Origin of the sequence: Roseimicrobium sp. ORNL1 (assembly GCF_011044495.1) — a bacterium.
Taxonomy (GTDB): domain Bacteria; phylum Verrucomicrobiota; class Verrucomicrobiia; order Verrucomicrobiales; family Verrucomicrobiaceae; genus Roseimicrobium.
Genome location: NZ_CP049143.1, coordinates 922,578 through 947,316 on the forward strand (window position 1 = coordinate 922,578; position 24,739 = coordinate 947,316).

General features: G+C 60.0%; 23 protein-coding genes. 7 read left to right on the forward strand and 16 right to left on the reverse strand.

All coding sequences use genetic code 11. The features are described from left to right. Window positions 1–4 precede the first annotated feature (4 nt). Window positions 5–2,026, reverse strand: a complete 2,022-nt coding sequence (kdpB, locus tag G5S37_RS03705) for a potassium-transporting ATPase subunit KdpB (protein WP_165200968.1) — start codon at window positions 2,024–2,026, stop codon at window positions 5–7. Window positions 2,027–2,086: 60 nt separating this feature from the next. Further along, window positions 2,087–3,898 carry a potassium-transporting ATPase subunit KdpA gene (gene kdpA, locus G5S37_RS03710; RefSeq protein ID WP_165200970.1) on the reverse strand — a complete coding sequence of 604 codons (1,812 nt, stop codon included), beginning with the start codon at window positions 3,896–3,898 and terminating at the stop codon, window positions 2,087–2,089. A gap of 554 nt (window positions 3,899–4,452) precedes the next feature. Between kdpA and G5S37_RS03720 the strand changes: the two genes are divergently transcribed. Together G5S37_RS03720 and G5S37_RS03725 are read left to right on the forward strand one after the other, a co-directional pair. Continuing rightward, window positions 4,453–4,920 carry a flavodoxin domain-containing protein gene (locus G5S37_RS03720; protein ID WP_165200972.1) on the forward strand — a complete coding sequence of 156 codons (468 nt, stop codon included), beginning with the start codon at window positions 4,453–4,455 and terminating at the stop codon, window positions 4,918–4,920. Window positions 4,921–4,961: 41 nt separating this feature from the next. Continuing rightward, a complete protein-coding gene (locus G5S37_RS03725) occupies window positions 4,962–6,056 on the forward strand; it encodes a ChuX/HutX family heme-like substrate-binding protein (protein WP_165200974.1) in 1,095 nt (364 codons plus the stop codon). A gap of 3 nt (window positions 6,057–6,059) precedes the next feature. On the opposite strand, the gene G5S37_RS03730 is transcribed toward G5S37_RS03725, so the two are convergent. From G5S37_RS03730 to typA, 12 genes are all read right to left on the reverse strand, one after another. Continuing rightward, complete coding sequence (locus tag G5S37_RS03730; RefSeq protein ID WP_165200976.1) at window positions 6,060–6,623, reverse strand: hypothetical protein; 564 nt, start codon at window positions 6,621–6,623, stop codon at window positions 6,060–6,062. Window positions 6,624–6,721: 98 nt separating this feature from the next. Further along, a complete protein-coding gene (locus G5S37_RS03735; RefSeq protein ID WP_240914792.1) occupies window positions 6,722–8,056 on the reverse strand; it encodes a sigma-70 family RNA polymerase sigma factor in 1,335 nt (444 codons plus the stop codon). A gap of 12 nt (window positions 8,057–8,068) precedes the next feature. Beyond that, complete coding sequence (locus tag G5S37_RS03740; RefSeq protein ID WP_165200978.1) at window positions 8,069–8,497, reverse strand: YciI family protein; 429 nt, start codon at window positions 8,495–8,497, stop codon at window positions 8,069–8,071. 105 nt (window positions 8,498–8,602) lie between these two features. Then, on the reverse strand, window positions 8,603–9,055 hold the full coding sequence (locus G5S37_RS03745) for a nuclear transport factor 2 family protein (protein ID WP_165200980.1): 453 nt from the start codon (window positions 9,053–9,055) through the stop codon (window positions 8,603–8,605). 100 nt (window positions 9,056–9,155) lie between these two features. Then, window positions 9,156–9,473: a hypothetical protein gene (locus G5S37_RS03750; RefSeq protein WP_165200982.1), complete on the reverse strand. Its 318-nt coding sequence runs from the start codon at window positions 9,471–9,473 to the stop codon at window positions 9,156–9,158. Further along, window positions 9,470–10,309 (reverse strand): thioredoxin family protein, encoded by an 840-nt coding sequence (locus G5S37_RS03755; protein ID WP_165200984.1) that lies wholly within the window; start codon window positions 10,307–10,309, stop codon window positions 9,470–9,472. The genes G5S37_RS03750 and G5S37_RS03755 overlap by 4 nt, the downstream gene beginning before the upstream one ends. Window positions 10,310–10,772: 463 nt before the next feature. After that, window positions 10,773–11,216 carry a DUF5069 domain-containing protein gene (locus G5S37_RS03760; RefSeq protein ID WP_165200986.1) on the reverse strand — a complete coding sequence of 148 codons (444 nt, stop codon included), beginning with the start codon at window positions 11,214–11,216 and terminating at the stop codon, window positions 10,773–10,775. Between the two features lie 53 nt (window positions 11,217–11,269). Beyond that, window positions 11,270–12,304, reverse strand: coding sequence for a DUF3419 family protein (locus G5S37_RS03765; protein ID WP_276617021.1), 1,035 nt, complete (start codon window positions 12,302–12,304; stop codon window positions 11,270–11,272). Further along, window positions 12,297–12,692 (reverse strand): DoxX-like family protein, encoded by a 396-nt coding sequence (locus tag G5S37_RS03770; RefSeq protein WP_165200990.1) that lies wholly within the window; start codon window positions 12,690–12,692, stop codon window positions 12,297–12,299. The genes G5S37_RS03765 and G5S37_RS03770 overlap by 8 nt, the downstream gene beginning before the upstream one ends. Next, complete coding sequence (locus tag G5S37_RS03775) at window positions 12,689–13,444, reverse strand: class I SAM-dependent methyltransferase (protein WP_165200992.1); 756 nt, start codon at window positions 13,442–13,444, stop codon at window positions 12,689–12,691. Before G5S37_RS03775 ends, G5S37_RS03770 begins: the two co-directional genes overlap by 4 nt. 44 nt (window positions 13,445–13,488) lie before the next feature. Further along, window positions 13,489–14,259, reverse strand: coding sequence for a DUF2071 domain-containing protein (locus tag G5S37_RS03780; RefSeq protein ID WP_165200994.1), 771 nt, complete (start codon window positions 14,257–14,259; stop codon window positions 13,489–13,491). Between the two features lie 41 nt (window positions 14,260–14,300). Next, the gene (gene typA, locus G5S37_RS03785; protein WP_165200996.1) at window positions 14,301–16,139 is read right to left on the reverse strand and encodes a translational GTPase TypA; all 1,839 of its coding nucleotides are present in this window, start codon (window positions 16,137–16,139) and stop codon (window positions 14,301–14,303) included. Window positions 16,140–16,642: 503 nt separating this feature from the next. On the opposite strand from typA, the gene G5S37_RS03790 reads away from it, so the two are divergent. The 3 genes from G5S37_RS03790 to G5S37_RS03800 all read left to right on the forward strand — a co-directional run bounded on the left by G5S37_RS03790 (window position 16,643) and on the right by G5S37_RS03800 (window position 19,856). Next, window positions 16,643–16,792 carry a hypothetical protein gene (locus G5S37_RS03790; protein ID WP_240914793.1) on the forward strand — a complete coding sequence of 50 codons (150 nt, stop codon included), beginning with the start codon at window positions 16,643–16,645 and terminating at the stop codon, window positions 16,790–16,792. Between the two features lie 300 nt (window positions 16,793–17,092). Beyond that, a complete protein-coding gene (locus G5S37_RS03795) occupies window positions 17,093–18,496 on the forward strand; it encodes an MFS transporter (protein WP_165200998.1) in 1,404 nt (467 codons plus the stop codon). Window positions 18,497–18,692: 196 nt separating this feature from the next. Beyond that, window positions 18,693–19,856, forward strand: a complete 1,164-nt coding sequence (locus tag G5S37_RS03800) for a sialate O-acetylesterase (RefSeq protein WP_165211329.1) — start codon at window positions 18,693–18,695, stop codon at window positions 19,854–19,856. Between the two features lie 110 nt (window positions 19,857–19,966). Here the strand turns inward: G5S37_RS03800 and G5S37_RS03805 are convergent, their stop codons facing one another. After that, window positions 19,967–21,196, reverse strand: coding sequence for an aspartate kinase (locus G5S37_RS03805; protein WP_165201000.1), 1,230 nt, complete (start codon window positions 21,194–21,196; stop codon window positions 19,967–19,969). Between the two features lie 245 nt (window positions 21,197–21,441). Here G5S37_RS03805 and G5S37_RS03810 point away from each other — a divergent pair, with 245 nt between their 5' ends. Beyond that, window positions 21,442–22,020 carry an NlpC/P60 family protein gene (locus tag G5S37_RS03810; protein ID WP_240914795.1) on the forward strand — a complete coding sequence of 193 codons (579 nt, stop codon included), beginning with the start codon at window positions 21,442–21,444 and terminating at the stop codon, window positions 22,018–22,020. A 131-nt stretch (window positions 22,021–22,151) separates the two neighbouring features. Here the strand turns inward: G5S37_RS03810 and G5S37_RS03815 are convergent, their stop codons facing one another. After that, the gene (locus G5S37_RS03815; protein WP_165201002.1) at window positions 22,152–22,739 is read right to left on the reverse strand and encodes a c-type cytochrome domain-containing protein; all 588 of its coding nucleotides are present in this window, start codon (window positions 22,737–22,739) and stop codon (window positions 22,152–22,154) included. A gap of 239 nt (window positions 22,740–22,978) precedes the next feature. On the opposite strand from G5S37_RS03815, the gene G5S37_RS03820 reads away from it, so the two are divergent. After that, window positions 22,979–24,721 (forward strand): polyprenyl synthetase family protein, encoded by a 1,743-nt coding sequence (locus G5S37_RS03820; RefSeq protein WP_165201004.1) that lies wholly within the window; start codon window positions 22,979–22,981, stop codon window positions 24,719–24,721. Window positions 24,722–24,739 lie beyond the last annotated feature (18 nt).

The following is a 24,739-nucleotide window of genomic DNA, read 5'->3' on the forward strand; positions in this document are numbered from 1 at the left end:
ATACTCAGGCGAGCTGGAGGGTGGTGATGAGGACGTCGATGGCCTTGATACCGATGAAAGGCACCACGAGACCGCCAACGCCGTAGATGAGAAGGTTGCGACGCAACACCGCCACGGCGCCCACAGGTCGATAGGCCACGCCACGCAGGGCCAGCGGTATGAGGGCCACGATGATGAGCGCATTGAAGATGACCGCGCTGAGGATGGCGCTCTGCGGTGAAGCAAGGCCCATGATATTCAGGGCCGAAATGGCGGGGAAGGTGACCATGAGCATCGCAGGGATGATCGCAAAGTACTTCGCCACGTCGTTCGCAATGCTGAAGGTGGTGAGCGAGCCGCGTGTCATCAGGAGTTGCTTCCCGATTTCCACGATCTCGATGAGCTTGGTGGGATTGCTGTCCAGGTCCACCATGTTGCCCGCTTCGCGCGCGGCCTGGGTGCCGGTATTCATGGCGACACCCACGTCCGCCTGGGCGAGAGCCGGCGCGTCGTTGGTACCGTCACCCGTCATGGCGACAAGGTGGCCGTTTGCCTGCTCGCTGCGGATGCGCTTGAGCTTGTCCTCAGGCGTGGCTTGGGCCATGAAGTCATCCACACCGGCTTCGGCAGCAATGGCGGCGGCGGTCATGGGATTGTCCCCCGTGATCATCACGGTGCGGATGCCCATCTTGCGAAGCTGGGCAAAGCGTTCTTTGATGCCGCCTTTGACGACGTCCTTGAGTTCCACGACGCCCAGCACCTGGCTGCCATCAGCCACCACCAGCGGGGTGCGGCCAGCACGGGAGGCGGACTCCACCGCCTTTTCGATTTCGACAGGATAGGCGCCGCCTTTGGATAGCACATACTGCTTGATGGAATCTGCCGCGCCTTTGCGGATGCTGCGTCCGTCCATGTCCACACCGCTCATGCGTGTCTGCGCGGTGAAGGGAATGAAGGTGGCATGCGGCTCCTGGAGTTCGCGGCCGCGGATGTTGAACTTCTCTTTCGCGAGCACCACGATGCTGCGGCCTTCGGGCGTTTCATCTGCCAGGGAGGCTAGCTGGGCGGCGTCGGCGAGTTGCTGCTCGGTCACGCCAGGTGCGGGGCGGAAGTCCGAGGCCATGCGGTTGCCGATGGTGATGGTGCCGGTCTTGTCGAGCAGCAGCACATCGATGTCGCCCGCTGCTTCCACGGCACGGCCACTGGTGGCCATGACATTGCGACGGATTAGGCGATCGATGCCACTGATGCCAATGGCGCTGAGCAGTCCCCCGATGGTGGTGGGAATGAGGCACACCAGCAATGCGATGAGCACCGGAATGGAGAATGCCGTGCTGGCATACGTGCCGAAGGGCTTCAGCGTGACGCACACCATGAGGAACACCAGCGTGAGCGCGGAGAGCAGGATGGTGAGGGCGATCTCGTTCGGTGTCTTTTGACGTTTCGCGCCCTCCACCATGGAGATCATGCGGTCGATGAAGGTGTTTCCTTTTTCCGAGGTGATGCGAATTACGATGCGGTCACTGATGACGCGCGTGCCCCCGGTCACGGCACTGCGGTCACCGCCGCTCTCGCGAATCACCGGAGCAGACTCACCCGTGATGGCGGCTTCATCCACGCTGGCGATGCCTTCGACGACTTCGCCATCGGCAGGAATCACGTCGCCCGTTTCACACACGACGATGTCTCCTTTTTCAAGGGAAGGAGCGGTGACCTGCTCTTCGCGGCCATTGCGCAGGCGGCGGGCGATCGTGTCCTTGCGCGCCTTGCGCAGGCTGTCTGCCTGGGCCTTGCCACGACCTTCCGCCATGGCTTCGGCGAAGTTTGCGAAGAGAACGGTGAACCACAGCCAAACCGCGAGTTGCAGGATGAAGCTGCGCTCGGTGGGCGATGTGAAGACGGCGATGGTGGTGAGGACCGCGCCGACGAGGGTCACGAACATCACCGGGTTTTTGATCATGAGACGCGGGTCGAGCTTCTTGAACGACTCGCCAATGGCGGGCCGCAGGATGCTGGCGTCGAACAGGGATGGAGCTTTGTGGGACATGGAAGGAAATGTTATGAAGTGATGAGTTAAGGGGTAGGAAGTCGCGGTGACGCGAACCCATCAAAACAGCGTGCCTTGAGCCGTGAGGAAGTGCTCAACAATGGGGCCGAGAGCGAGGGCGGGCAGGAAGTTCAGCGCGCCAATGAGAAGGACGGTGCCGATGAGCAGGACCACAAACATGCCACCTGACACCGGGAAGGTGCCTGCGCTGGGAGGCGAGATTTTCTTCTGCACCAGCGAGCCGGCGATGGCCATGATGGGCACAATCATGAAGAAGCGGCCGACAAGCATCGCAAGGCCCAGCGTGATGTTGTAGTGCGGGTCACCATTCGCTGGTGTCGCGGTGAGGCCACCGAAGGCGCTGCCGTTATTAGCGGTCGCAGAGCTGTAGGCGTAGAGAATTTCGCTGAAGCCATGCGGACCTGCGTTGTTCAGCCCAGCCAGACCCCAATCACTCACGGATGCCCATGCGGTGAAGCACAAGATGGAAAGCGTGAGCACCAGCAGGGTGATCATGGCCATCTTCACCTCATAGGCCTGGATCTTCTTGCCCAGGTACTCGGGCGTGCGGCCTACCATGAGGCCTGCGATGAAGACTGCGAGCACCACGAAGACCAGCATGCCGTACAGACCGGCGCCCACACCACCGATGACCACTTCACCCAGTTCCATCATGAACAAGGGGACCAACCCACCGATGGCTGTGAAGGAGTCATGCATCGCATTCACCGCACCACAGGAGGCTGCCGTGGTGACAGTGGCGAAGAGTGAGGAATTGAAGATGCCGAAGCGCACCTCCTTGCCCTCCATGTTGCCATCCGCAGCGACGATGCCGAGTCCCTGGTGAATGGGATTGCCCTGTGCCTCAGCCCACCAGCAGACAAGCACACCACCGACAAAGAGCACCATCATGGCGGTCCACACCGACCAGCCGTGTGCCTGGTTTCCGGTCATGCGACCGAGGTAGTAGGTGAGCCCACTGCCAATCGCGAAGATGGACAGCATCTGCACGAAGTTCGAGATCGGTGTGGGATTTTCGAAAGGGTGCGCGGCGTTCGCATTCACATAGCCACCGCCATTCGTACCGAGCATCTTGATGGCGATCTGCGAGGCCATGGGGCCCTGCACGATGGTTTGTTCTTCGATCACCTGCTTCTCCGAGGCGGGCTGGCCATCCACACCGGTGATGGTGTTACCGGCGTCGTCTTTCTTCTCCACGGTGATGCTCACCGGCTCCACGAGCTTCGCCTTGTCATACGGCTTGAAGTTCTGAATCATGCCCTGCGACACCAGGAAAATGGCGAACACGGTGCAGATGGGCAGAAGCAGGTAATAGGTGACACGCACGAGGTCGACCCAGAAGTTGCCGAGTGTCTTCGCAGATTGGCGGGAGATGCCACGCACGAGTGCCGCGGCAATGGCAATGCCCGTTGCTGCCGAGGTGAAGTTGTGGATGGTCAGGGCGACCATCTGCGAGAGGTAGGACATGGTCGCTTCACCGCCATAGCTCTGCCAGTTGGTGTTCGTGGTGAAGCTCACCGCCGTGTTGAAGGCCAGAGCGTGACCCAGCGCAGGAAGCCCCTGCGGATTGAGCGGCAGCACGTCCTGCAGGCGGAGGATGGCATACGTGAACACCAGTCCCACGATGCTAAAGAGCAGCATGGCGAAGGTGTAGCGTTTCCAGTCCTGCTCCGCTTCCGGCTGCACGCCCATGAGGCGGTGCGTGAGGCGCTCCACGGGACGGAGGATGGGATCGAGCCAAGTGCGGCCATGTGGATCCAGCACGCGGGTGAGATAGATACCGAGAGGTTTGGTGATGAGGGCCAGCAGTCCGATGAAAAGGGCGAACTGCAGCCAGTCAGAGGCGTTCATGGGAGGGGAAAGCAAAGGTCAGAACTTCTCCGGGCGGATCATGGCCACGAAGAGATAGAGAAAAAGAAGGAGGGCGATGAGCCCGACGAGGATGGTTTCCATGGCGGTCAGGTCAGGGGGTTAGAGCTTTTCGCAGAAGCGGAGGTAGAGGCCGCTGATGACGAAAAAGGCGACGGCAATGCCGAGATAGAGGAGGTCACTCATGGCTCACCTCCCGGCTGTGTTTTGGGTGGGTTGTCATGAGCCCACCGTCTTCCTCAAGGGTGTTTCCAGCGAATCAAAGGCTGGCCCAAGGGTGTTAAGAAAGTGTCAATGGAGGGGAAAGGTTGATGGTCTTCGGTTGATGGTTGATAGCCTGAGATTGAGGACAGGACGAAAATTGCCATCGAAGGGCGTCTCGCGAAGATGTCTCAGTCCGAGGGGGTTAACATAGGGTGAGCACTCTTTGAGCCCACGCTTGCTGCTGCGGGTCGATATTGAGAATCAGTTGCAATACAGGTCCGGATCGCTAGACATGCGCGCATTCGATTCCGGCTTCTTCAACTTTCACCCCCATGAAATCCTCCATCCTCATCATCTACGGCTCCGTCACCGGCAACTCGGAATACTGCGCGGACAAGACCGCCAAGGAACTGCGCGAGAAGGGGCTGGAGGTCATCTCAGAAAACATGGCAGATGCCGACCCGATGATGCTGAAGGATCATGAGACCGTGCTCATCATCACCAGCACCTATGGCGACGGCGAACCGCCAGATGGCGCAGAAGATTTCTACCACGCTGTGGTGAAGAAGGGAGGCATGGATCTCGGCCATGCGCAGTTCGCCGTGCTCGCGCTCGGGGACACAGGGTATGATCAATTCTGCAAGTGCGGCATCGACTTCGATGCGGCCTTGGAGACCCAGGGTGCGCAGCGTATCCATCCCATCGTGCTCGCGGACACGGACTACGATGCGCCGTTTGATGAGTGGAAGAAGGGTGTCTTCGCCGTCCTTGCGGAGCGCCGCACGGTGGCTGCTGCCTAGTGCGTCGCATCATTCCCATCACTTGCATCTCATCTGCGCATATGGATTCCCGTCTCGAAGGGCCGCTGCCACGCATCGCTTACAGTTTCAAGCAGGGCACCTTCGATCTGAAGAGCCTCGCACCGCATCTCTGGTTTGAGGCGGATGACGGCTGGTCCACCGCGGTGCGTTTGGGCGGCCATCTGCAGTCGCTCTTCCGTCGCATCGAGCACCTCGGTGTGGTGCTGGCCAGTGCGCAGTCCGGACCGCTCTCGACTGCGGACACCTGGGAGCGTCCCTCATTTCAATGGGTGTCTCATACCGGTGAATTCGTGGAGCCCAGCAGCGGCGCGGAGGTGCGTCTTGCATCTCTGAAGTCCGTCATGGCCGTGGTCCAGGAAGTGGAGGACCAGCAGGTGGCGAGTCTGCAATTCTTCGATGCCTCTGGCGAAGGCGGTTTGAAGTTGATGCTCACGAATTGGTCGGACCTCGACTACTTCGAAGCACTCATCAGCATCCATGGCCGTGCCCGTGAAGAAGGAAGTTCCAGGCAACGTCTGCTGGGTGGCAAAGGCAACGATAATGACAAAGCCAACGCGATGGTTGTGCCGACTCGCAATGCCGTGCCTTTCGAAGAGCGTGATGAAGAAGGTGCGGTGCTCTCCGGGTTCACGGCCGACATGGTGCATCCACTCTGGTCCGGCCTATCCCGCACACTGCCGGATTCCCATTTTCCTGGAGTGCCAGGACTTTTGCGTCGTGATGCCCTGGCACTGGCCGGTGGTCAGCACGCATGGCAGGTATCAAAAGACATGGTGCTGCGTGCCATGGAAGACATGGTCATGCGAGGGGTGGCTCTCGGCGGCGCGGTGCGCAATGGTGTGAGCTACGTGCCCATGGCCTTCCGGCCGAAACACTGGAATCAATGTGGATGCGGACAGACGTTTTTCGGAGAGTGCACCCAATTCACCCTGCGCCGCTGCTGCGGCAGTGCATGGGAATGCTGGGCCGTGTGCCACACGAATGCCAAAGGCACGGACGAGGTGGTATGCCTTGAGTTCTACGACAGCCAGCGCCGCTTCTGTGGTGGGCTTGGGCTTAGCACAGGAGCCACCAGCGGTGACCATGCTTGCTGGCGGGGATGGCTGGAAAAGTAGGATTCACGGTTCCACTGTCGCGCTATCTGGTGGCGGAATAAGAAGCGCGTGTCCTTCGTGAAATGCTGGAAAGCGCAGGGAGGCGGAGTTGCGCTTGTAGTACCACCACTCGAGCCAGTCATCGACATAGGCTCGCGGTGCGGAGAGCCAGTAGTAGCGAACTTTGATGCCGGGTGAGCGAATGCCGCCATCTGGGTGACCGAGTGAATCCCATGTGCCGGACCTCGCGCGGATGAACTTGCCCGGCGGAATGGTGATGTAGGGATCTTCAATGGGCGCGGCGTGCTGGAGTATCACCGAAGAAGATTTCGGTTCGTCAACCGGTTCAAGATAGCCGTGGTAGAATCGGATGGGGAAGCTTCCCTTGTTTGCGATCAGCACATCAATGGTCCCCTGCGCATTCTTGTTTTCAGTGGATGCTCCTTCCGAGGGTGGGTTCGGCCAGAAAGCAGTGGCCTGAAACTCCAGTGGGTCTGCCGGTCGCCAAGACAGGACGAGGTAGATTACCGGGACGGCCAGCAGAACGAGAAAGAGGGCAATGACGAAACGCTTGGCTCGGCGGGACATGGGAGAGGTGTGCGACTGTACGACAGTGCTTTGCTCGCCCGCGCTCAATGACGGAGGTGCTCTTTACAAAGAGCTTACCAAGAAGATGTACCGCAAGATCATCCTCGTGACCTTGGCGCGTGCGCAGATCCACCCGTGTCTCCGCACTCGCGAAGTCTTGCTTCCAGGAAGGACTGCTCCGAAGTCACATCCGTGAGGCGCAAAGCTTTTCGGAAATGAATGGCCGCAGCGCGTTTGTTGCCAAGCTGCGATTCGAAATCGCCCAGCACGGCATACACCAGATGGTAGGACTCCAGGTGATCGCGATGCCGCATGGATTCCACGGCGGCGATGCCAGCCTTGGCGCCTTCCACCTGGGCCACGGCCACGGCGCGGTTCAGCGCGACCACGGGAGAAGGTGTGAGCTCCATCCAACGATCATAGAGGGAAAGGATGCTGCGCCAGTCGGTGACCTCATAGTTGGGCGCCATCGTATGGCATGCGGCGATGCCGGCCTGCAGGTGGTATTCGCTGATGGCTTCACCCGTGCTGGCCTTTGCAAGGTGGAGCATGCCGCGCGCGATGTGTTCACGATTCCATGCCGCGCGATTTTGATCCCGTAGCCGGAGCATGTTGCCATCGCCATCCACCCTTGTGGAGAAGCGTGCGGCATTCAAGAGCATGAGCGCAATCAAGGCATGCGTGCGCGGTTGGTCCGCCACGGGATGCTCCGCAAGCTGCGTGGCAAGCTGGATGGCTTCCTGGCACAGTTCCTCGCGCACCAGGTTATCGCCGCTGGATGCTTTATAACCTTCGTTGAAGAGCAGGTACAGGATGTGCAGTACTCCCTCCAGACGCGGAGGAAGTTCCGGACCGCTGGGAATCTCAAACGGAATCCCCATCTCCTGGATGCGCTGGCGGGCACGGGTGAGCCGCTTGGCCGTCGCTGCTTCCGTCGTGAGGAAGGCCTTCGCGATTTCAATCGGTGTGAAACCGCACAGCGTTTTTAACGCGAGCGCAATCTGCGACTCCTGCGGAATCTCCGGGTGGCAGCAGGCAAACATCAGGCGCAGTCGGTGCACCTTGATTTCATCCTCGAACATGGGGCCTTCGGCATCATTTGGAGTGGAGGTGGACTGCTCCATGTGGAGGACGATTTTCTCCTCCTTGTCACCGAAGGACTTCTCCCGCCGCACCACATCCAGAGCAAGATTGCGCGCGGTCTGCATGAGCCACGCGGTGGGATTCTGCGGGATGCCGTAGTAGGGCCACACCTGCAGGGCGCGAGCCATCGCCTCCTGCACCACGTCCTCCGCGAGTTGCAGGCGATTGATGCCGAAGATGCCTGTGAGCATGGCCACGAGCCGCCCCGCTTCATGGCGGAAGAGGTGCTCGGTGAGGCGGGGCACATCGTGCTTCACCGCCGGATCGGGCATGGCCGTGGAGTCGCTCACGCGGCGCGGGTGTTATGAGACCTGGGAAAGCGTGGCGGCATTCGCCAGGCGCTGGCCCACGATCTGCATGGTGGGGCACTGCTGGATGACCGGACGCACTTCCACGGAGGACCCCCAATCAATCAACGGGCAGTTCTTCGCGATGTCGATGGCTTCCTCTATGGTCTCCACCGTGAGCAGCAGATAGCCACCCACTGCTTCCTTGGATTCGGCAAAGGGACCGTCCGAAACCGTGCGCTCCTTGTTGCCCACAATCTTGCCATCGTGGCTGAGCGGCTGGGCGAGCTTGAGTTTACCCGCGAGCGCGAGGCTGGACACCCACTCGGTGAATTTGCCCATGGCCTCCTGCATTTCATGCAAAGGCAGTCGTTGATCGAGCTGCGTACCGCGGAGAAGCAGGAGGTACTCAGGCAAGGCGGAGGGAGTCGCGTTAACACTCATGGCGGTGGCAGGGGTGGGTGAGGGACGAGTGCGAATGATAGCCGGAGCAATCGACCGGCGACAAACACTTTGATGTGAGAGTTTCTTTGGCTCCAGGAGGGCAAGCTAGGGCTTCAGATGGAGCGCGGCCTTGTAGGGAGGCTTCATGTGGAAGGGGACAGAGCTGTGCTCATGGACGATGAGCCACGAGCCATCGATCTTCCGCCAGCCAAGAGTCATGCGCATCCAGACATCCGTGTCACTTTCGCCAGTACGCTTGCCAGTGAGATGATTCAGGCTGTGGCTGAAGGCAACATCGCCGGACACGTGCACCTGGAGCTCTTTCAATTCCAGTCCGATGGGGCCTGGCCAGGAGCCGAACCATTCCGCAATGTTCCGCGCAAAGGTCATGACGCCCTCCGTGACCAGGGGCGGCGCTGCGTCATACAGCACCACATCGGGCGCATAGAATCTCTGCAGCGTGGCAAGATTCTTCGTGTGTATGGCCTCCGCCCAGAGGTGGGTGAGTTCTTTGAGTTCCGCTTCGTTGTCGATGGAGGGTGGTGGTTCCGCGATCATGGGATGTTCCTGTTTGGAGTTGGAGAATCGAGGGCCTGTTTTCCCAGTTCCTGAATCGCGCCGCGTACCGACATGCCGCGCATGGCTGCATTGCCTCACGTCATGAGCGCACCCTGGCGCGGCTCTGGTACAAACGATGCAGCGTGCGAACCGTGAGCCATGACAGCGAGGCGATGCACAGGGTGATGAGCATGAACCTCACATTGGCAGCAGCGGGCAGTGAGATGCCGAGCCCGGTGGCCATGGCGATGTATGCCGCCATGCACGCGGGGCACTTCGGCATCAGTACAAGCAGGGCGCTTGGGAGGAGCCAGCCGGTGAGATTCACTCGACGAGGCGTGCGATGGATGGCGCGATCGTGCTGACCGGAAGGAGCAGAAGCCGCACGGCAGCAGCAGGTGGAGACGCTGGCATTCATGACGCGGATTCCTCCCCGGTTGAGTTTTGCTTTTGATTTTGTTTTTGATGGCAGCAGCAGCCCCCAGAGCTCGCGCCCGAAGGCTGGTACTTGTCGTGGTGCTTCACCCAATCCATGAGATTGAGATGGGGGCCGTTCTCGTTGCGGCCTTTGGGAGTGAAATCGAGGAAGTTGTAGGCTCCGACAAGCTGCTCCTGCCCACGGCTGAAGGTGGAGTAGGTGTGATATACCGTATTGTCCGCATCCTTGTAGAAGACACTGATACCGGGTGATTCCTCTTCCTCGGTGTCTGACCACGCATAGTTGTAGAAGGCGCGGCCCTCGGCGATTTGTTTGGGCGAGAAGGAAACGTTGAAGTCGTAGTTGAAATCGCTGCCGTAGGAGGAGACCCACTTGAACTGCCAGCCCATGCGTTTCTTGAAGGCGGCGATCTCCGGATAGGTGGCGCGTGATACCGCCACGACCGTGACATCATGTGGCTCCAGATGCTGCCGCGCGCAGTCGATGTGGTCCGCGATGAAGGAGCACCCGGTGCAGCCTTCCTTCCAACCAGGACCCATCATGAAGTGCTGGATGATGAGCTGGCTGCGGCCGTCGAACAGTTCGTTCAAGGACTCAGGTCCATTGGAACCTTCGAACGTGTAGCTCTTGTCCATGCGCACCCAGGGGAGCGCGCGGCGCTGGGCGCAGAGGGCATCATAGCGGCGGGTGTGCTCCTTTTCCTTCTGGAGCAGTTCCTTGCGGGCCTCGGTCCAGGCTTCGCGGGAGACAACTTGATGCTCTGCGAGCAGGGGATCCTGCTGCGGTGAAGAGAGAGTGTGGGAAGTGGTGTTCATGGCCTGCGTGTGCGGGTTCCTCATGGGCTTCCGGGGAGAAGCGTGGTTTCAATGAGGTGACGAACAGGCCCGCGATGGCAGGACATGGGGGCGAAAGTTTTTGTGGGAAAACTTCGCGAAGGGAGGTGTGCGTCCTGAATCGTGCAGGACGCATGGGGATGAGGGCTTTGTAATACCCAAAACATCGCCTGCCTGCTTCATATCAGGAGACGGGCACTGAGGGACAAGAGTGTCCCCGATCCTTGTGGCGCTGGCGCCCCTTGGGAACGCTACGCAGAAGATGCCCCCAAGGAGGGGCGACTTTAGTCGCCCGCTTCTCGCGCTTCGGGCGCGAGTTACAACGGCAGCTAAAGCAGCCGCTCCTTGAGCATGTGCCTCGGCGAATGCAGCGTATTCCAAGAATTGGGGGCACTCCTGCCCCCATTTTTGGGATGAGCCGACAACGCTTAAAACGCCCGAACCGCTACACCTTCCTCGCCGGGCGCTCTTCATCCTTGTCGATGAAGTCAAACATGGTTTCCACACCGCAGTCGGTGCCGAAGCCAGCCTCATTGAGGCGGAACACGAGGCGCTCATGAGCCTCATCACGCCAGCCCCGCTTCGTCATGAAAGCATTCCAAATCAGGATCTCTTCTTCATTGGGCTTGCGACCATTGGCGAAGGCCCATTCGAGAATTTCCTCATCGCTTCCACCGGCGAGTGTTTTCTCCCGGAGCGCGTCGTAGTTCACTTTCAAGAAGCGGGCGCAGCGCCCGTCGAAGGTGCCACCTTGATCGCCGAGTTGTTCCGCGTAGTCCGCGGGGAGGTTCCCTGCGGCGTGAAGGCGAATCTTATCCAGCATGCGGCCAAAATGGACGATGCCACCAACCATATCATAGGGACTGCGGAGACCAGGAACGTGTGCCATGCAGAGCCATACGGCTGATTCCCGGATACGGCTCACATAAAAAATGCCGAGACTCACGCGACGCGTTTCATGACGACTGAGACCCGGCAAAGAGGTGCCTGGTCGAGGGCTTGCGCTTGGGATGTTTGTTCGCGATCAACCTCCCAACCCGCGGGAGGGGCGGCCCATTCTCCTGCATCACGGAAAAGAGAACGTACCACCACCAGGCTGCCAGCTGTCGTGCAGGGCTGCAGGTGCATCAAAAAGTCGCGCAGAGTGTCTGGGGAACTGGCGTCGAAAATGTTCGAAGCCGAAATCAGGTGAAAAGGCAGTGGTGCGGATGAAGCGTCTAGCGGTCCCTCGTGGAGGCAAAGCACGTCAGACTCGATAGGAGATTTTTGTGCCGGCCATGATGTCTTCAACACTTCCGGCTGTGTCCATGGTTGAGGCTGGAGCAGGCGTTGCAGCCATGGATTGTCCGCCGCATCAGAGGCGGCAAGGCGGCTCTCCATGCGCTGCTTCACCCGTGCGCCAAGATCGGCAGGAAGATGCAGGCGAAGATCCCGGGGGAACACCATGCGGATGGCGGTGCCAAGCAGATACCACGGAGCCCGCCAGCGCAGGCGACCAAACCGCCGTTCATCCGTGGCCGGTGGAAGGACCCAGGGCGCGATCCATCGCGCGAGGATTCTGAGTCGCAGGTCGATATCCCCAGCCGCCAGAAGAGGGCGGGACATATATTTGGCTGCGCCCAGCAGGTCACGATCCCCGTCACGCACCCAGGCTTCATGGCCAGCATTTCGCAGTGCCTGCGTGACATCGGACAGCGCCGCATCGGACAACGACCATCCCTGGGCATGAAGAGCGAGTTTCATGCGAGCGAGGGCGTGCTGTGCTGGGTTCACATCAGCGGCAGTTACGTGACAAGCGCCCGACTTGAGAAGGGAGAAGGCCATGTCCCCTGCGGAGAGCACGCAGGCCACGCGATGACCGGGCTGCAAGAGCGCGATTTCGGGGGCCGGATCTTCATGCATGAATCCGAAGAGCAGCGCCGGACCCTTCGATAATGCTGCGCCTTTTAACTGTGCGGATGACCAGGCGTCACTCATGAAGCCGTTGTTGGGAGACCTTTCCCTGGGTCCAGATCGCCATGGCAAAGGCGAAGTTCATCGTCAGCATCGCTCCGGGATCAGGGATGTCTTTTGCCGCCGTGAGCAAACCTGCACTGTTCATGCCGGCGAGTAGTCCAATCTGAATCCAGGCCACTGGCATGGGACGAATGTTCAACAGCACCGCAAGGCCAAGCAGGCATTCGAAGAGGCCCAGGGCCACACAGGCCGCACCACCGTAGGTCGTGCCCAGGGCCTGCTTCATGATTTCGCGATGCCGTCCATCCAGGGCAATCACCTTGTGCCATAGACCCTGATACACCCATACGGAGGCAATTGAGAGTCTCCACAGAAACATGACCGGACGGGAGAAGGATGGAGAACTCATGACTGGGTGCTGGCGGGTTGGAGTATCCACACCCGGAGGAAGGGCGTCACGCGAAAGGCTCGCACGGATTGCAGACCCGCCGCCTCCCAGTCACGCTGCCACGTCGCAGGGGAATGGAAATGCAGGAAGCCGGGGCCAAAGGCGAGGAAGTTTGCAGCATCCCGTGCGTGCTCAGCCAGCACAATGCAGGCAGAGGGGCTGATCCGCAGTGTGCTGCGAGCCTGCTCCAGCAAGCGACGCCTTTCGTGGGATTTCCGAAACTCATGTGCGGCGAGCAGGAGGCACACCACATCCTGCGAACGCGATGACACTGACCACGCATCGAGGCTTCCAACGAGCGTGCCTGGAGGTGTCGGCAAAGACGCGCGTGCTCTCAGCAGGCTGCATTCCGTGTTTACCTTGGGGTCGAATAAATCAAGGGCAGTGATCTTTGCGCCTGGAAGCCAGCGCCGCAGCCGCACGGTGGTTTCATCGAATCCAGCATGCACATTCAGCATCTGTTCGGGATTGGGTTGGAGCAGCGCACGCTGCAGCCATTGCCCACGAGGCCAGTCTGAGCGGTCGTAGATGAGGTGAGAGACCAACAGCGAGCCAACAGTCAGCCACCCACAGGCACCGAGCGCAAGCATTCCAAGAGCCTGCAGCCACCACGGCCACGCGTGCATGCAGGTGGAGAGCACGACAGTCCCGAGAATGATGCCGCTTACACTGGCGACATATGGCCACGGATTGAACCTGACAATTTGCAGCATGCCTGCAAATCCCGGCGAATCAGATGCATTGGTGCCCGGGGTATTCACGCGTTTGCATTGCTGGGGGTGATCGGTGTCACCACGCCGCGGGCCCACTGGTAATCCACGTCCTCCACATAAAAGGCATTGGCCAGCAGTGGCAGCCCTTGGGAGGCGAAGGGCTCGCGTTGGAAGAAAGCAAGGTGCTGCACCTGCACAGACACGGGCCGCGGTATCCAGTGTTGCCTCGCGCCTTCCACGACGACCAGGGAGTTCGTTTCCGGTTCGTGTGAAAAGGTGAACGGCATCGGGCCCGCGAACCGGCGGGCTGTAACGAGATCTGGAAAGGGTGAGTCAGGAGGTGGCGAGGTCGCTGGCGTCAGCGAGGCCTGCAGGGAAACTTCCACCTGCCCGGCAGGCTGTCGTACCTCAAGCGAGAGCTGCTCGTCCGTCTTCACCATGTTCACGATCCGCAGGCGGTACCCATAGTGAGTCAGCACGGTGCCGAGGCGTACCATGCGACGGCTATCGGTGTCGCTCCCCAGGATGTAAAGCCCGCGCCGTCTCCGGCCATCGGGTAAAGTCGACCGCACAAAAATCCGGTAGCCCGCGAGAAAAAAATCCTGCGCCATCCATGAGGGAGCCCAAGAAGGCCGCAGCCGTCGCGTCTGTACGAACGCAGCGGCCACGAAGCCCCACTCGCCATAGGTATCAGGCTCCAGCCCTGGGGGCAGGAGGGGGCGCAGCTTCTCCACTGGCAGGGCAAACACCAGTGCCAGCGACCAGTCGAAATGGGCCTGAACGCGCCAGGGATGGCGTTTGAGGAGATGAAGCATGCGAAGGAGGCCGTTCCGTGGGGAAGTGCCTCCTCGCGGTCTTACACTGCTTCCAGCTCGGCTTCCAGGCGCTTCTTCTCCTTGTTGCGCTGGTTGGAGTCCAGCGTGCGCTTGCGCAGGCGGATGCTCTTCGGCGTGGCTTCCACGAGCTCATCGGGGGCGATGTACTCAATGGCGCGCTCCAGGCTGAAGCGAACCGGAGGCGTGAGCTGGATGCCCTTGTCCGAGCCGGCCGCACGGAAGTTCGTGAGCTGCTTGGAGCGGGTGGGGTTCACGGGAAGGTCATCGGTACGGGGATTCTCACCGACCAGCATGCCATCATACACAGGCTCGCCTGCGCCGATGAAGAGCTTGCCGCGCACCTGGATGGTATCCAGCGCGTAGCCGGTGGCTTCACCAGACTCCGTGCTCACCAGCGTGCCGGTGCTGCGGGTCTGCATGACGCCGGCGTGTGGGGCGTACTCGCGGAAGAGGTGCGAGTGGATGCCATGACCGCTGGAGAGGTTCATGAGTTCGAACTCGAATCCGATGAGACCACGCGTAGGTGCACAGGCGGTGATGCTCGTGCGTCCATTGTGGGCGGACATGTCTTCGATCTGGCCCTTGCGCTCGGAGATGCTCTTCATCACGCCGCCCAGGTAGTCATCCGGCACGTCCACGTAGAGCGTTTCGAACGGCTCACAAAGTTCATCATTGATGCGCTTCGTGATGACCATGGGGCGGGACACGAGCACTTCGAAACCTTCGCGGCGCATCTGCTCCACAAGCACGGCGATCTGCATCGCTCCACGAGCGCTCACGTTGAAGATACCAGCGAGGTCGGTGTCTGCGACGCTGATGGTCACGTTCATCTTCTGTTCGCGGTCCAGACGCTCACGAATCTTGCGGGAGGTGACGTGGTCGCCTTCGCGGCCGGCCAGGGGGCCGTCATTCACCGCGAACTGCATCACAATCGTGGGCGGGTCGATGGCCACGAAGGGAAGGGCCACGACATCAGCAGTGCCGCCGACGGTCTGGCCGATGTCCACGTCTTCAAATCCGGAAATGCCCACGATGTCACCTGCGGTGCCTTCCACCGTGTCACTTACAGCGAGAGTGGTGTACTGGAACACCTTGGTCACCTTGATGGCCTTGGCGGGATCGCCAGGATTCTTGCCGAGCAGGAAGACGCGGTCGCCCATCTTCACCTTGCCACGGGTCACCTTGCCGATGGCCACACGGCCGACGAAGTTGTCCCAGTCGATGTTGCTCACCAGCATCTCAAAGGGGCCGTCGAGTTCCGCCTTGGGAGCGGGGATGTGCTCCTGAATCTTGTCCAGGAGGAAGCTCATTTCCTTGTGCTCACCTTCAGCGGAGTCGCTCACCCAGCCGGCGCGGGCGCTTCCATAGACGAAGGGGGCGTTGAACTGGTCTTCCGTGGCGTCCAGTTCGAGGAAAAGTTCGAGGACCTTGTCATGCACCTTCCCGGGTTCCACGTTCGGGCGGTCCATCTTGTTGATGAGCACAATGGGCTTCAGGCCCTGCTGGAGCGCCTTCTTCAGCACGAAACGGGTCTGGGCCTGAGGGCCTTCATAGGCGTCCACCACCAGCATCACCCCGTCCACCATCTTCATCACGCGCTCCACTTCCCCACCGAAGTCTGCGTGGCCAGGGGTGTCTACAATGTTGATGATGTGGTCATTGTAGTGCACCGAGGTGTTTTTGGCCTTGATGGTGATGCCCTTTTCACGCTCCAGGTCCATGGAGTCCATGGCGCGTTCGGCGATTTGCTGGTTTTCCCGGAAGTTGCCGCTGGCACGCAGGAGTTGGTCGACCAGGGTCGTTTTGCCGTGGTCAACGTGGGCGATAATGGCGAGATTGCGGATCTTGTCGGGCGTCATGGGGATGGGAAAGGGGGCAGGCAACCTAGAGGAGATTCGAAAAATCGCAACTTCCGTGCAAAGGGGTGACGGAATCGACACGGATTTGGGGGTGGGAAAGTCGGGTCGGAATGGCCGCAAAAGAACGCAGAGAATGCAAAAAAGAGGCGGCCTGCGGGGCGTGGTCAGTGGGGGGAAACTTTGGAGTTCCTCTCCGCAGGTGACACTCGCGACTTCGCACGACAGACCTCCGAAGCAAACTTTTGTGTTCTTTGCGTTCTTTTGCGGCCATCCAAAGAGAACGAAGCAGCCGGCCGACGTCGATTTGCGCCCCGACCTCAGTAGGTGGCGCTTTTTCCATTGTCAGTTGCAAGGTTCCTGCTAATAATTCGTACATGCGCATTAAAGCATATTAGGAAACGTCGACCACAAACCTATGTGATGGCCATCTGCGAAATACCAAGTTCGACGACTTCAACCGCGAAGAATTCCAGCAGGACAGCTTTTGCCTGCTCAATGCCGCAGTGGGCTGGCGCGCCAAAAACTGGAGCGTCGCCTTCTATGCCACGAATCTGACCGAGGAGGAGTACTACACCAACATGAACACCGACGTGCGCACGGGAGCTCCGGGAGCCCCGCGTGAGTTCGGCGTCCGGGTTGGTGTGAAGTTCTAGCTCTGATGCGCTAGCGCACCCGGCCAAACAATCCGTCTTGGTGGGCGGAACCTGTGCCCCACGTTGTCCCCATCTCGCAGGGTGGGAGGGCAGCGTGGGGCAGTCTTTTTTGGAAGGAACAGGGTGTCTGGGCAACGGGCGGGAGAGGTCGGCGCAACTTGGGATCACCCCGCATCTCTGGCACCGGCAACACGGGAGAATTAGCCATGCCTAAGAAATCTTCGGACCCTGAAGAAATGCGCGACCACGGGGCAACTTCTGCCTTGTCAGCCCGTAAGGCTCTTGCCACACTCCGCGCCCATGAGCCAGAATCCGTCCACTCCCAACCTCACCCTTCCCTGGTGGAAGCATCTAAACGGCTACCATTGGTTTGTCTTCTTCGTTGCTTCTGCGGCCTGGTGCTTGGACTGCCTCGACCAGCAGCTTTTCATTCTGGCGCGCGATAATGCGCTCAAAGCGCTCGATCCGACGGGCGACCAGGCGAAGCTGAGCGGCATGGCCATGGCGGTTTTCGTGGCAGGGTGGGCTACGGGTGGATTGATTTTTGGCGCGGTCGGTGACCGCATTGGTCGTGCAAAGACCCTGGCGATAACGGTGCTCATTTACTCCGTCTTCACCGGTCTGTCTTCGCTGGCAGCAGATTCAACCCACTTCATGATCTACCGTGCGCTCACGGGTCTTGGAGTGGGGGGCGTGTTCGGCCTTGCGGTGGCCTTGGTGGCAGACTCGCTTCCGGACGCGGCCCGTGCGAAGGCGCTGGGCACGCTCCAGGCACTCTCTGCGGTAGGCAATGTGACTGCGGGTCTCTTTGCCATGGCAGTATCAGGCATGGATCCCAATGTATCTTGGAAATATCTCTTTTGGATTGGAGCTGCACCGGCCTTCCTTTGCATCTTCATCATGATTCGTCTGAAGGAGCCCGAAAAATGGGTTGCCGCGAAGGCGCTGAGTCAAACTGACAAATCGAAGTCCATGGGCTCGTACGCGAGCCTCTTCGGCGATGCCCGGTGGCGCAAGCCGGCGCTGTTTGGCATGCTGCTGTGCGTATCTGCGGTGATTGGTCTCTGGGGCATTGGCTTCTTCAGCAATAAGCTCACGGCTCCGGCCATCGCGCAGGCTCTCGCGGCGCAAAATCTTTCACCAGCGGAAATCCAGGCCGGCAAACAGTGGTGGGCCGCTGCCAATCTCATTGTGCAGAACATCGGTGCGTTCTTCGGAATGATCATGTTTACCAAGGCGGCATCCCGATTCGGTCGCAAGCCCGTCTTTGTCGTGGCCTTCCTGGCAGCCATGGCCTCAACGGTCATGTTCTACCAGTTCTTCAAGACCACCACGGACATCTGGATGAGTTTCGTGATGGGCTTCTGCCAGCTCTCGATCTTTGCTGGTTTCGCGATCTACCTGCCCGAACTGTTCCCCACGCGTTTGCGCAGTACAGGAACCAGTTTTTGCTACAATGTGGGCCGATTTATCGCTGCCAGTGGTCCCATTACCCTCGGCGTCCTTGCTTCCAACCTCGCGAAGACTGCGAAGGCCGCTCTGCCTGCAATTCCTGAGGAGGGGGCGCGCAAAGCAGCAGAAGCAGCTGCAGAACTGGCAGCCTTCCGCAATGCCGGTACGTGGATGAGTCTGATTTTCCTTCTCGGCCTCGTTGCCTTGATGTTCCTGCCGGAAACGAAGGACCGTCCATTGCCAGAAGATTGATCCACTGCCGGATTGAGAGGTTTGAAAAGAGAGAGGGCGGAGTCGCGAGACTCCGCCCTCTTTTTGTTTAAGGAGCGATGTAAGATGTGGTTCTCTTGGGTCTTTGATGCAGGCGCTGATGAATCAGCATCCACTCATGAAATCGCTCTTCTCAAGCGCTGCGATACAGTTGGGCTTCGTCCTGGCCTCACTGGCGATGTTGGTTTCCCCAGCTACTGCGGTTCCCGTGAAGAAGCCACTCAAGATCTACATCCTCGCGGGGCAGTCCAATATGGAAGGTCACGCCAAGGTCGAGACCTTTGACTACATCGGCGACGACCCCGCGACGGCCCCCTTGCTCAAGCAGATGCGTGGAGCGGATGGCAAACCGACTGTGTGTGAAAATGTCTGGATCTCCTACTTCACCGGCACGGGGGAGGCAAATGGCGAGGGATTCGGCAAGCTCACTGCAGGCTACGGCTCACGGCAGAAGCCGGACCAAGATGGAGGCAAGATTGGGCCAGAGTTCACCTTCGGCCTCACGCTCGACGTGGCGCTCGATGAGCCCATTCTCCTCATCAAGACTGCCTGGGGAGGGAAGTCGCTCTACTACGACTTTCGGCCACCGAGTGCGGGCGTTTACCAGCGCACGGCGAGGGACCTTGAAAAGGGGGAGAATCCCGAGGCGCAGAGCGGGCACTACTACCGGCTTATGGTGGCTCATGTGCGAAAGGTGCTCGCTGACATCAAACGCGTCTGCCCTGCGTACGACGAGACACAGGGGTTTGAACTGGCTGGCTTTGTCTGGTTGCAGGGTTGGAATGACATGGTGAATCGCGACGTCTACCCGCTTCCGAAGAAGGACGACAAGACACCTCGCTACGCCGACTACAGCCGCTGGCTGGCGGATTTTATTCGTGACGTGCGCAAGGATCTCCAGGCTCCACGCCTGCCCTTTGTCATCGGGGTCATGGGCGTGGGCGGCACGGCACCGAACGAGCATGTCGCCGCTTTTCGCGAAGCGATGGCAGCTCCCGCTGCACTGCCGGAGTTTCAGGGAAACGTGTTTGCCGTACCGACGGCTCCGTTCTGGTCGATGGAACTTGGCGCCATTGCGGACAAGAAGGACCAGGTCCGCCAGATGCGATACTACCTGGACTCAAAGCACAAAGACCACGCCAACGCTGAAGGCAACATGACCGAAGAGCAGAAGCGCGAGTACGTGAAGGAGTATGAAGCCAGGCTGATCTCACCGGCTGAAGTGGCACTCTGGAATCGGGGTGCTTCGAATGCCGGGTACCACTACCTCGGATGTGCCAAGACGTTCGCGCTGATGGGCAGGGCTTTTGCCGAGACATTACTGAAACCAGCCAAGCCGTGACATGGCGGCCTTCCGTGACTTGTGCCAGAAGTCAAAAAATGAAGAGGGCGGAGTCGTGAGACCCCGCCCTTCTTGATGGATGATAATACGATGGCTGCGGTGTCGCTGGCCTACTCCTTGTCCAGCCCAAACGCCGTGTGCACGACCTTGGCGGCTTGCTCGATCTCGGTTTCGTTCACCGTGACGGCGGTCTTGATCTCGCTGGTGGAGATCATCTGGATGTTGATACCAGCTTCGGAGAGTGCGCCGAACATGCGGGCGGCCACACCACTGTGGCTGCGCATGCCGATGCCCACGATGCTGAGTTTGGCGATGCCGGACTGGCTGCGGAAGCTGGCGTGCGGTCCGAGCTCGGCGAGCACCTTGCGGAGTTCGGCCTCGGCCTTCGGAAGGTCGGCGGCGCTGCAGGTGAAGCTGATGTCCGTCTCGGCTTCCCAGCTCACGTTCTGCACGATCATGTCCACCACGATGTTCGCCTTATTGATGGCGCCGAAGATGCGTGAAGCGATGCCGGGACGGTCGGGCACGTCATCAATGGTGATCTTCGCCTGGTTGCGCTCGATGCTCACGCCGCGCACGACGACGGACTCCATGCCGGGTTCTTCTTCTTTCACCAGGGTGCCGGGGTTGTTGTTCATACTGTTGCGGACTTCAAAGCGGACTCCAAACTTTTTCGCGAACTCGACCGAGCGGCTCTGCATGACCTTGCTGCCGCTGCTCGCCATCTCCAGCATCTCGTCATAGCTGATGGTGTCGATCTTCTGGGCCACGGGAACCACACGAGGGTCGCAGGTGTAGACACCATCCACATCCGTGAAGATCTGGCAGAGGTCCGCCTTGATGGCGGCTGCCATGGCGATAGCGGTAAGGTCCGAACCACCACGGCCCAGCGTGGTGATGAGGCCATCGCGCGTCTGGCCCTGGAAGCCGGCGAGGATCACGATGTGACCTTCATCCAGCATTTCATGGACTTCGGTCGGAGTAATGTCGGCGATGCGGGCCTTCGTATGCACGCCATCCGTCTGGATGCCCGCCTGCGCTCCGGTGAGGGAAACAGCCTTGCCACCGAGGGCATTGATGGCCATGGCCGTGAGGGCAATCGTCTGCTGCTCGCCCGTGGCCAGCAGTACGTCGATTTCGCGCTCAGTCGGAGGATGGGCAGGGGAAGAGACCTCGTGGGCGAGCCGCAGGAGATTATCCGTCACGCCAGACATGGCGGAGACGACCGCAACGACTTGGTTGCCTGCCTGCTGTGTCTCGAGGACACGGCGTGCGACGTTCTTGATGCGTTCAGGCGTGCCGACTGAAGTGCCGCCGTATTTCTGGACAATGAGTGCCATGCGCGAGGAGGAAGCGAAAGGGGCGCGAAGGATGGCACGAATTGGCAACTGCGCAAGCCCGACGAAGTGAACGGTGCAGTCTCTTCGTCTGGAGCGTCATCCCCGACCGACTTGGCGGCTCGTGGATCGGGGAGCACCTACGTGCACGAGGGTATCACACCAAAAAATAAAGAGCAATTTAGCCTCAAGATTTCCAGATTATCGGATAAATTTTATAATAATAGGAGCCGGTAATGCTCCGGAGCATGAATATCAGCCAAAGTTTCAAAAAAACGATCTGCCTTGCATGGGGCATCGGGCTGATTTTCATGGCCATAGGCGGCGAAATCTCTGCGCAGGGCCAGCAGTTCATGAGCACCTCCGCGGCATCGCGAGTTTACCGGCCGACCTCCATGGCTTACGGGTATCCGCAGTACCTGCATTACAACGGGAAGTACGCCGCAGCCCCCGCCGGGGTACCGCCTGCGATCTATCGCGCGGTGACTGCCGCGAATGAGCTGCAGGGCAAACCCTACAAGTGGGGCGGCGGTCATCGGCAGCTCCATGACCGGGGCTATGACTGCTCCGGTTCTGTTTCTTATATCCTTTTCAAGGCGGGCCTGATTCGCGGCCCCATGACCTCCAGCGAGTTTCGCAGGATTGGCAGGCCCGGTCCGGGGCGTTGGCTGAACCTGTATGTCAGCGGGGATCACGTGTTCGTGTCCATCTGCGGACTTCGGTTTGATACCAGTGACTATGGATCCAACCGTGGCGATGGCCCCAAATGGCGTCCCACCGCGAGGAAGTTTCCGGGATTCGAGGTTCGCCACCTGCCGGGTCTCTGACCCAGTCGGCGGTTCCATGCAGTTTTGTGCCAAATGTGCTGAGTTGTAGTTGCTAAAAAAAGCGGGCCTGACACCGGTAGTGTCAGGCCCGTCTTTTTGCTGCTGATGGAGCAGGGAAGAGGAAATCAGAATCAGGGTGCCTTCGCCGCGGTCTGGCTTTCCGGGGAGAGCTTCGAAAGTGGCACGTTGAAGATCACGCCATCGGCGCGCTGGAGCACTACATTGTCACCTTCGAGTCGGAGTTTCTTGGCCTGGATGGTGCGGCCATCCGCGCTAGTCCAGGTGGCCATGGGGGCATCGGCTGCGGCTGGCGCAGGGGCGGCGGGAGCAGCAGGTGTCGTGGTGGCTGCGGCGGGGGCGGCGCCGCCCTTGGTGAAGCTCGCGCCTGCGGCGATCCAGCTCTTGATGACGTCGATGTCCTTGTCCGGCATCATCTTCTCGGGGGGCATGTGGTCGGTGTCATCGGCCGGTGATGTCAGGCAAGTGAAGAAGCTGCTTTTGTCCGCATCACCCGGTACAATAATCTTTCCCGCGCCGACCTTTTCGCCAAGACGCGTCAGGTTGTCGAGCACCAGCTTGCCCTTCTCCTTCTTCTCTGCCTCGGAGTGGCACTTGTAGCAGTGCTGTTTCAGTACGGGAACGACTTGGGAAGCGAAGTCAGCAGCAGGCGTGAAGCTGGCCGGAGCGAGGGCCAGGGCGGTGAGCAAAAGTTTGTTCATGGAAACTGGTGAGATACGGTAAAATGGAACGCACGGCCCTAGACATGACTTAGTGGGAAATTGCAAGCGGGGGCGTGCCGGTTTTGTGAACTGGGTTGTTGCAGCCTCCCTGATGGTATTTGGTTGTCGTACCGCTCGCTTTTCTGCAAGACTTTGACCGTTGCCCAGCGTTTGTGATTTCTCACATTCCGCGATTTTCCTGATTGCGGACTGAATCTGAGGTTCGTAGATCCCCTAGCATGTCCACCGTCGCCGTTCGTTCTGCCCAGCTTCCGCCGTCCATTCCCCTGACGGTGCGGAGGTTTCGCCAGCCGAAAAAGACCCTGCCGCAGACCAAGATCGAGCGCGATAATGTGCTGGCCAAGGTGCGTGCCTATGTAGAAACGCACACCCTCGTGCCGCCCATGCCGCTGGAGGAACTGCGCGTGCATGCGGAGACCCTCATCGCGGAGCACAACTTCAACCCGGTGTGGATTGATTACATCGGCGTGCTGCTGGGGAACGAAGCCTGGCGCGAAACACTGGCCACCATCCCCTACGAGCGCCGCCTCCTGCTGATGCCAAAGTGCCTCCGCGTGGAGAGCAAGTGCCCGGCGCCCTTTGATGAATTCGGTCTGCTCTGCAAGCAGTGCGGTCTTTGCACCATCCAGGATTTCCAGAATGAGGCGGAGAAGCTCGGCTATGCCGTCCTCGTGGCAGAAGGCTCGGCCATCGTCATGAGCCTCATCCAGACGGGCAAGATCGAGGCGATCGTCGGCATTTCCTGCCTGCCGGTGCTCGAGCGCACCTTCCCGTATGTGGAGGCCGCCGCCATTCCCGCTGTGGCCGTGCCGCTCCTTCAGGATGACTGCATCGACACCACGGTGGATATCGACTGGGTGTGGGACTACATCCACCTCACCAGTGATGACAAGACCCGCCGCTTGAACCTCAATGCGCTGCATGAAGAAGTGCGCGGCTGGTTCACCCGTGAATCCCTCGACGCCCTTCTCGGCAAGCCTGCAGACAAGACCGAGGAAATCGCCCGCGACTGGCTCGCCCGCGCCGGCAACCGCTGGCGTCCCTTCCTCACCGTGGCGGCTCATCAGGCCCTGCGCGACGACTCCGAAGGCCCGCTGAGCGATGCGCTCAAGAAGGCAGCCATCGCGGTAGAGTGCTTCCACAAGGCCTCGCTGGTGCATGACGACATCGAGGACAACGACGCCCAACGCTACGGCGAGGCCACCCTCCACGCCGAGCACGGCATGCCCGTTGCGCTGAACGTGGGCGACCTCCTCATCGGTGAAGGCTACCGCCTGCTGGTGGACAACAACGTTTCCGGCTCCCTCCGCAGCGCCATGATCAAGGTGGCCGCCGAAGGCCAGCGCGAACTCTGCCGCGGCCAGGGCGCCGAACTCCTCTGGAACAACAATCCCGTGGCCCTCACCAGTGCCCAGGTGCTGGAAATCTTCCGCAGCAAGACCGCTCCTGCCTTTGAGGTAGCTTTGAAAATCGGCGCCGCGCTGGCAGGCAAGCTGGATGACACTGCCGACGCATTGCATGACTACAGCGAGGCCCTCGGCATCGCGTATCAGATTCACGACGACCTCGATGACCTCGGCGACGACTCCGTGGCGGACAACATCGCCGCCATGCGCCCGAGCATCGTCCTTGCCCTCCTCCGCGAACGCGGCAAGGGCGAGATCAAGGAGACGATGGAGAAGCTCTGGAACGGTGAACTCCCCACCATGCCGGACAAGGCCACCATCCGCGACTGGGCCCAGTCCAGCACCGCGCATGAAAAGGCCATGCTCCTGCTGGAGAGCTACAAGGAGCAGGCCATCCGCTCCCTCCAGGCCGTGGACAACGCCAACCTCAAGGGCCTGCTGCGCCGTGTGATCGGGAAGATCTTCAACGATCTCGAGATCAAAGGCTGGTGCCGCGAGTTCGAGGTGAAGAACGCCACCGCTCAAGCGAAGGAAGCGGGTGCGGTGGCTGCATGACCTCTCCAACGGGGCGCT

Bases quoted from the DNA above. Each gene is read 5' to 3' on its own strand.
- kdpB (WP_165200968.1), bottom strand. From the start codon at position 2,026: ATGTCCCACAAAGCTCCATCCCTGTTCGACGCCAGCATCCTGCGGCCC.
- kdpA (WP_165200970.1), bottom strand. From the start codon at position 3,898: ATGAACGCCTCTGACTGGCTGCAGTTCGCCCTTTTCATCGGACTGCTG.
- G5S37_RS03720 (WP_165200972.1), top strand. From the start codon at position 4,453: ATGAAATCCTCCATCCTCATCATCTACGGCTCCGTCACCGGCAACTCG.
- G5S37_RS03725 (WP_165200974.1), top strand. From the start codon at position 4,962: ATGGATTCCCGTCTCGAAGGGCCGCTGCCACGCATCGCTTACAGTTTC.
- G5S37_RS03730 (WP_165200976.1), bottom strand. From the start codon at position 6,623: ATGTCCCGCCGAGCCAAGCGTTTCGTCATTGCCCTCTTTCTCGTTCTG.
- G5S37_RS03740 (WP_165200978.1), bottom strand. From the start codon at position 8,497: ATGAGTGTTAACGCGACTCCCTCCGCCTTGCCTGAGTACCTCCTGCTT.
- G5S37_RS03745 (WP_165200980.1), bottom strand. From the start codon at position 9,055: ATGATCGCGGAACCACCACCCTCCATCGACAACGAAGCGGAACTCAAA.
- G5S37_RS03750 (WP_165200982.1), bottom strand. From the start codon at position 9,473: ATGAATGCCAGCGTCTCCACCTGCTGCTGCCGTGCGGCTTCTGCTCCT.
- G5S37_RS03755 (WP_165200984.1), bottom strand. From the start codon at position 10,309: ATGAACACCACTTCCCACACTCTCTCTTCACCGCAGCAGGATCCCCTG.
- G5S37_RS03760 (WP_165200986.1), bottom strand. From the start codon at position 11,216: ATGGCACACGTTCCTGGTCTCCGCAGTCCCTATGATATGGTTGGTGGC.
- G5S37_RS03765 (WP_276617021.1), bottom strand. From the start codon at position 12,304: ATGAGTGACGCCTGGTCATCCGCACAGTTAAAAGGCGCAGCATTATCG.
- G5S37_RS03770 (WP_165200990.1), bottom strand. From the start codon at position 12,692: ATGAGTTCTCCATCCTTCTCCCGTCCGGTCATGTTTCTGTGGAGACTC.
- G5S37_RS03775 (WP_165200992.1), bottom strand. From the start codon at position 13,444: ATGCTGCAAATTGTCAGGTTCAATCCGTGGCCATATGTCGCCAGTGTA.
- G5S37_RS03780 (WP_165200994.1), bottom strand. From the start codon at position 14,259: ATGCTTCATCTCCTCAAACGCCATCCCTGGCGCGTTCAGGCCCATTTC.
- typA (WP_165200996.1), bottom strand. From the start codon at position 16,139: ATGACGCCCGACAAGATCCGCAATCTCGCCATTATCGCCCACGTTGAC.
- G5S37_RS03795 (WP_165200998.1), top strand. From the start codon at position 17,093: ATGAGCCAGAATCCGTCCACTCCCAACCTCACCCTTCCCTGGTGGAAG.
- G5S37_RS03800 (WP_165211329.1), top strand. From the start codon at position 18,693: ATGTTGGTTTCCCCAGCTACTGCGGTTCCCGTGAAGAAGCCACTCAAG.
- G5S37_RS03805 (WP_165201000.1), bottom strand. From the start codon at position 21,196: ATGGCACTCATTGTCCAGAAATACGGCGGCACTTCAGTCGGCACGCCT.
- G5S37_RS03810 (WP_240914795.1), top strand. From the start codon at position 21,442: ATGAATATCAGCCAAAGTTTCAAAAAAACGATCTGCCTTGCATGGGGC.
- G5S37_RS03815 (WP_165201002.1), bottom strand. From the start codon at position 22,739: ATGAACAAACTTTTGCTCACCGCCCTGGCCCTCGCTCCGGCCAGCTTC.
- G5S37_RS03820 (WP_165201004.1), top strand. From the start codon at position 22,979: ATGTCCACCGTCGCCGTTCGTTCTGCCCAGCTTCCGCCGTCCATTCCC.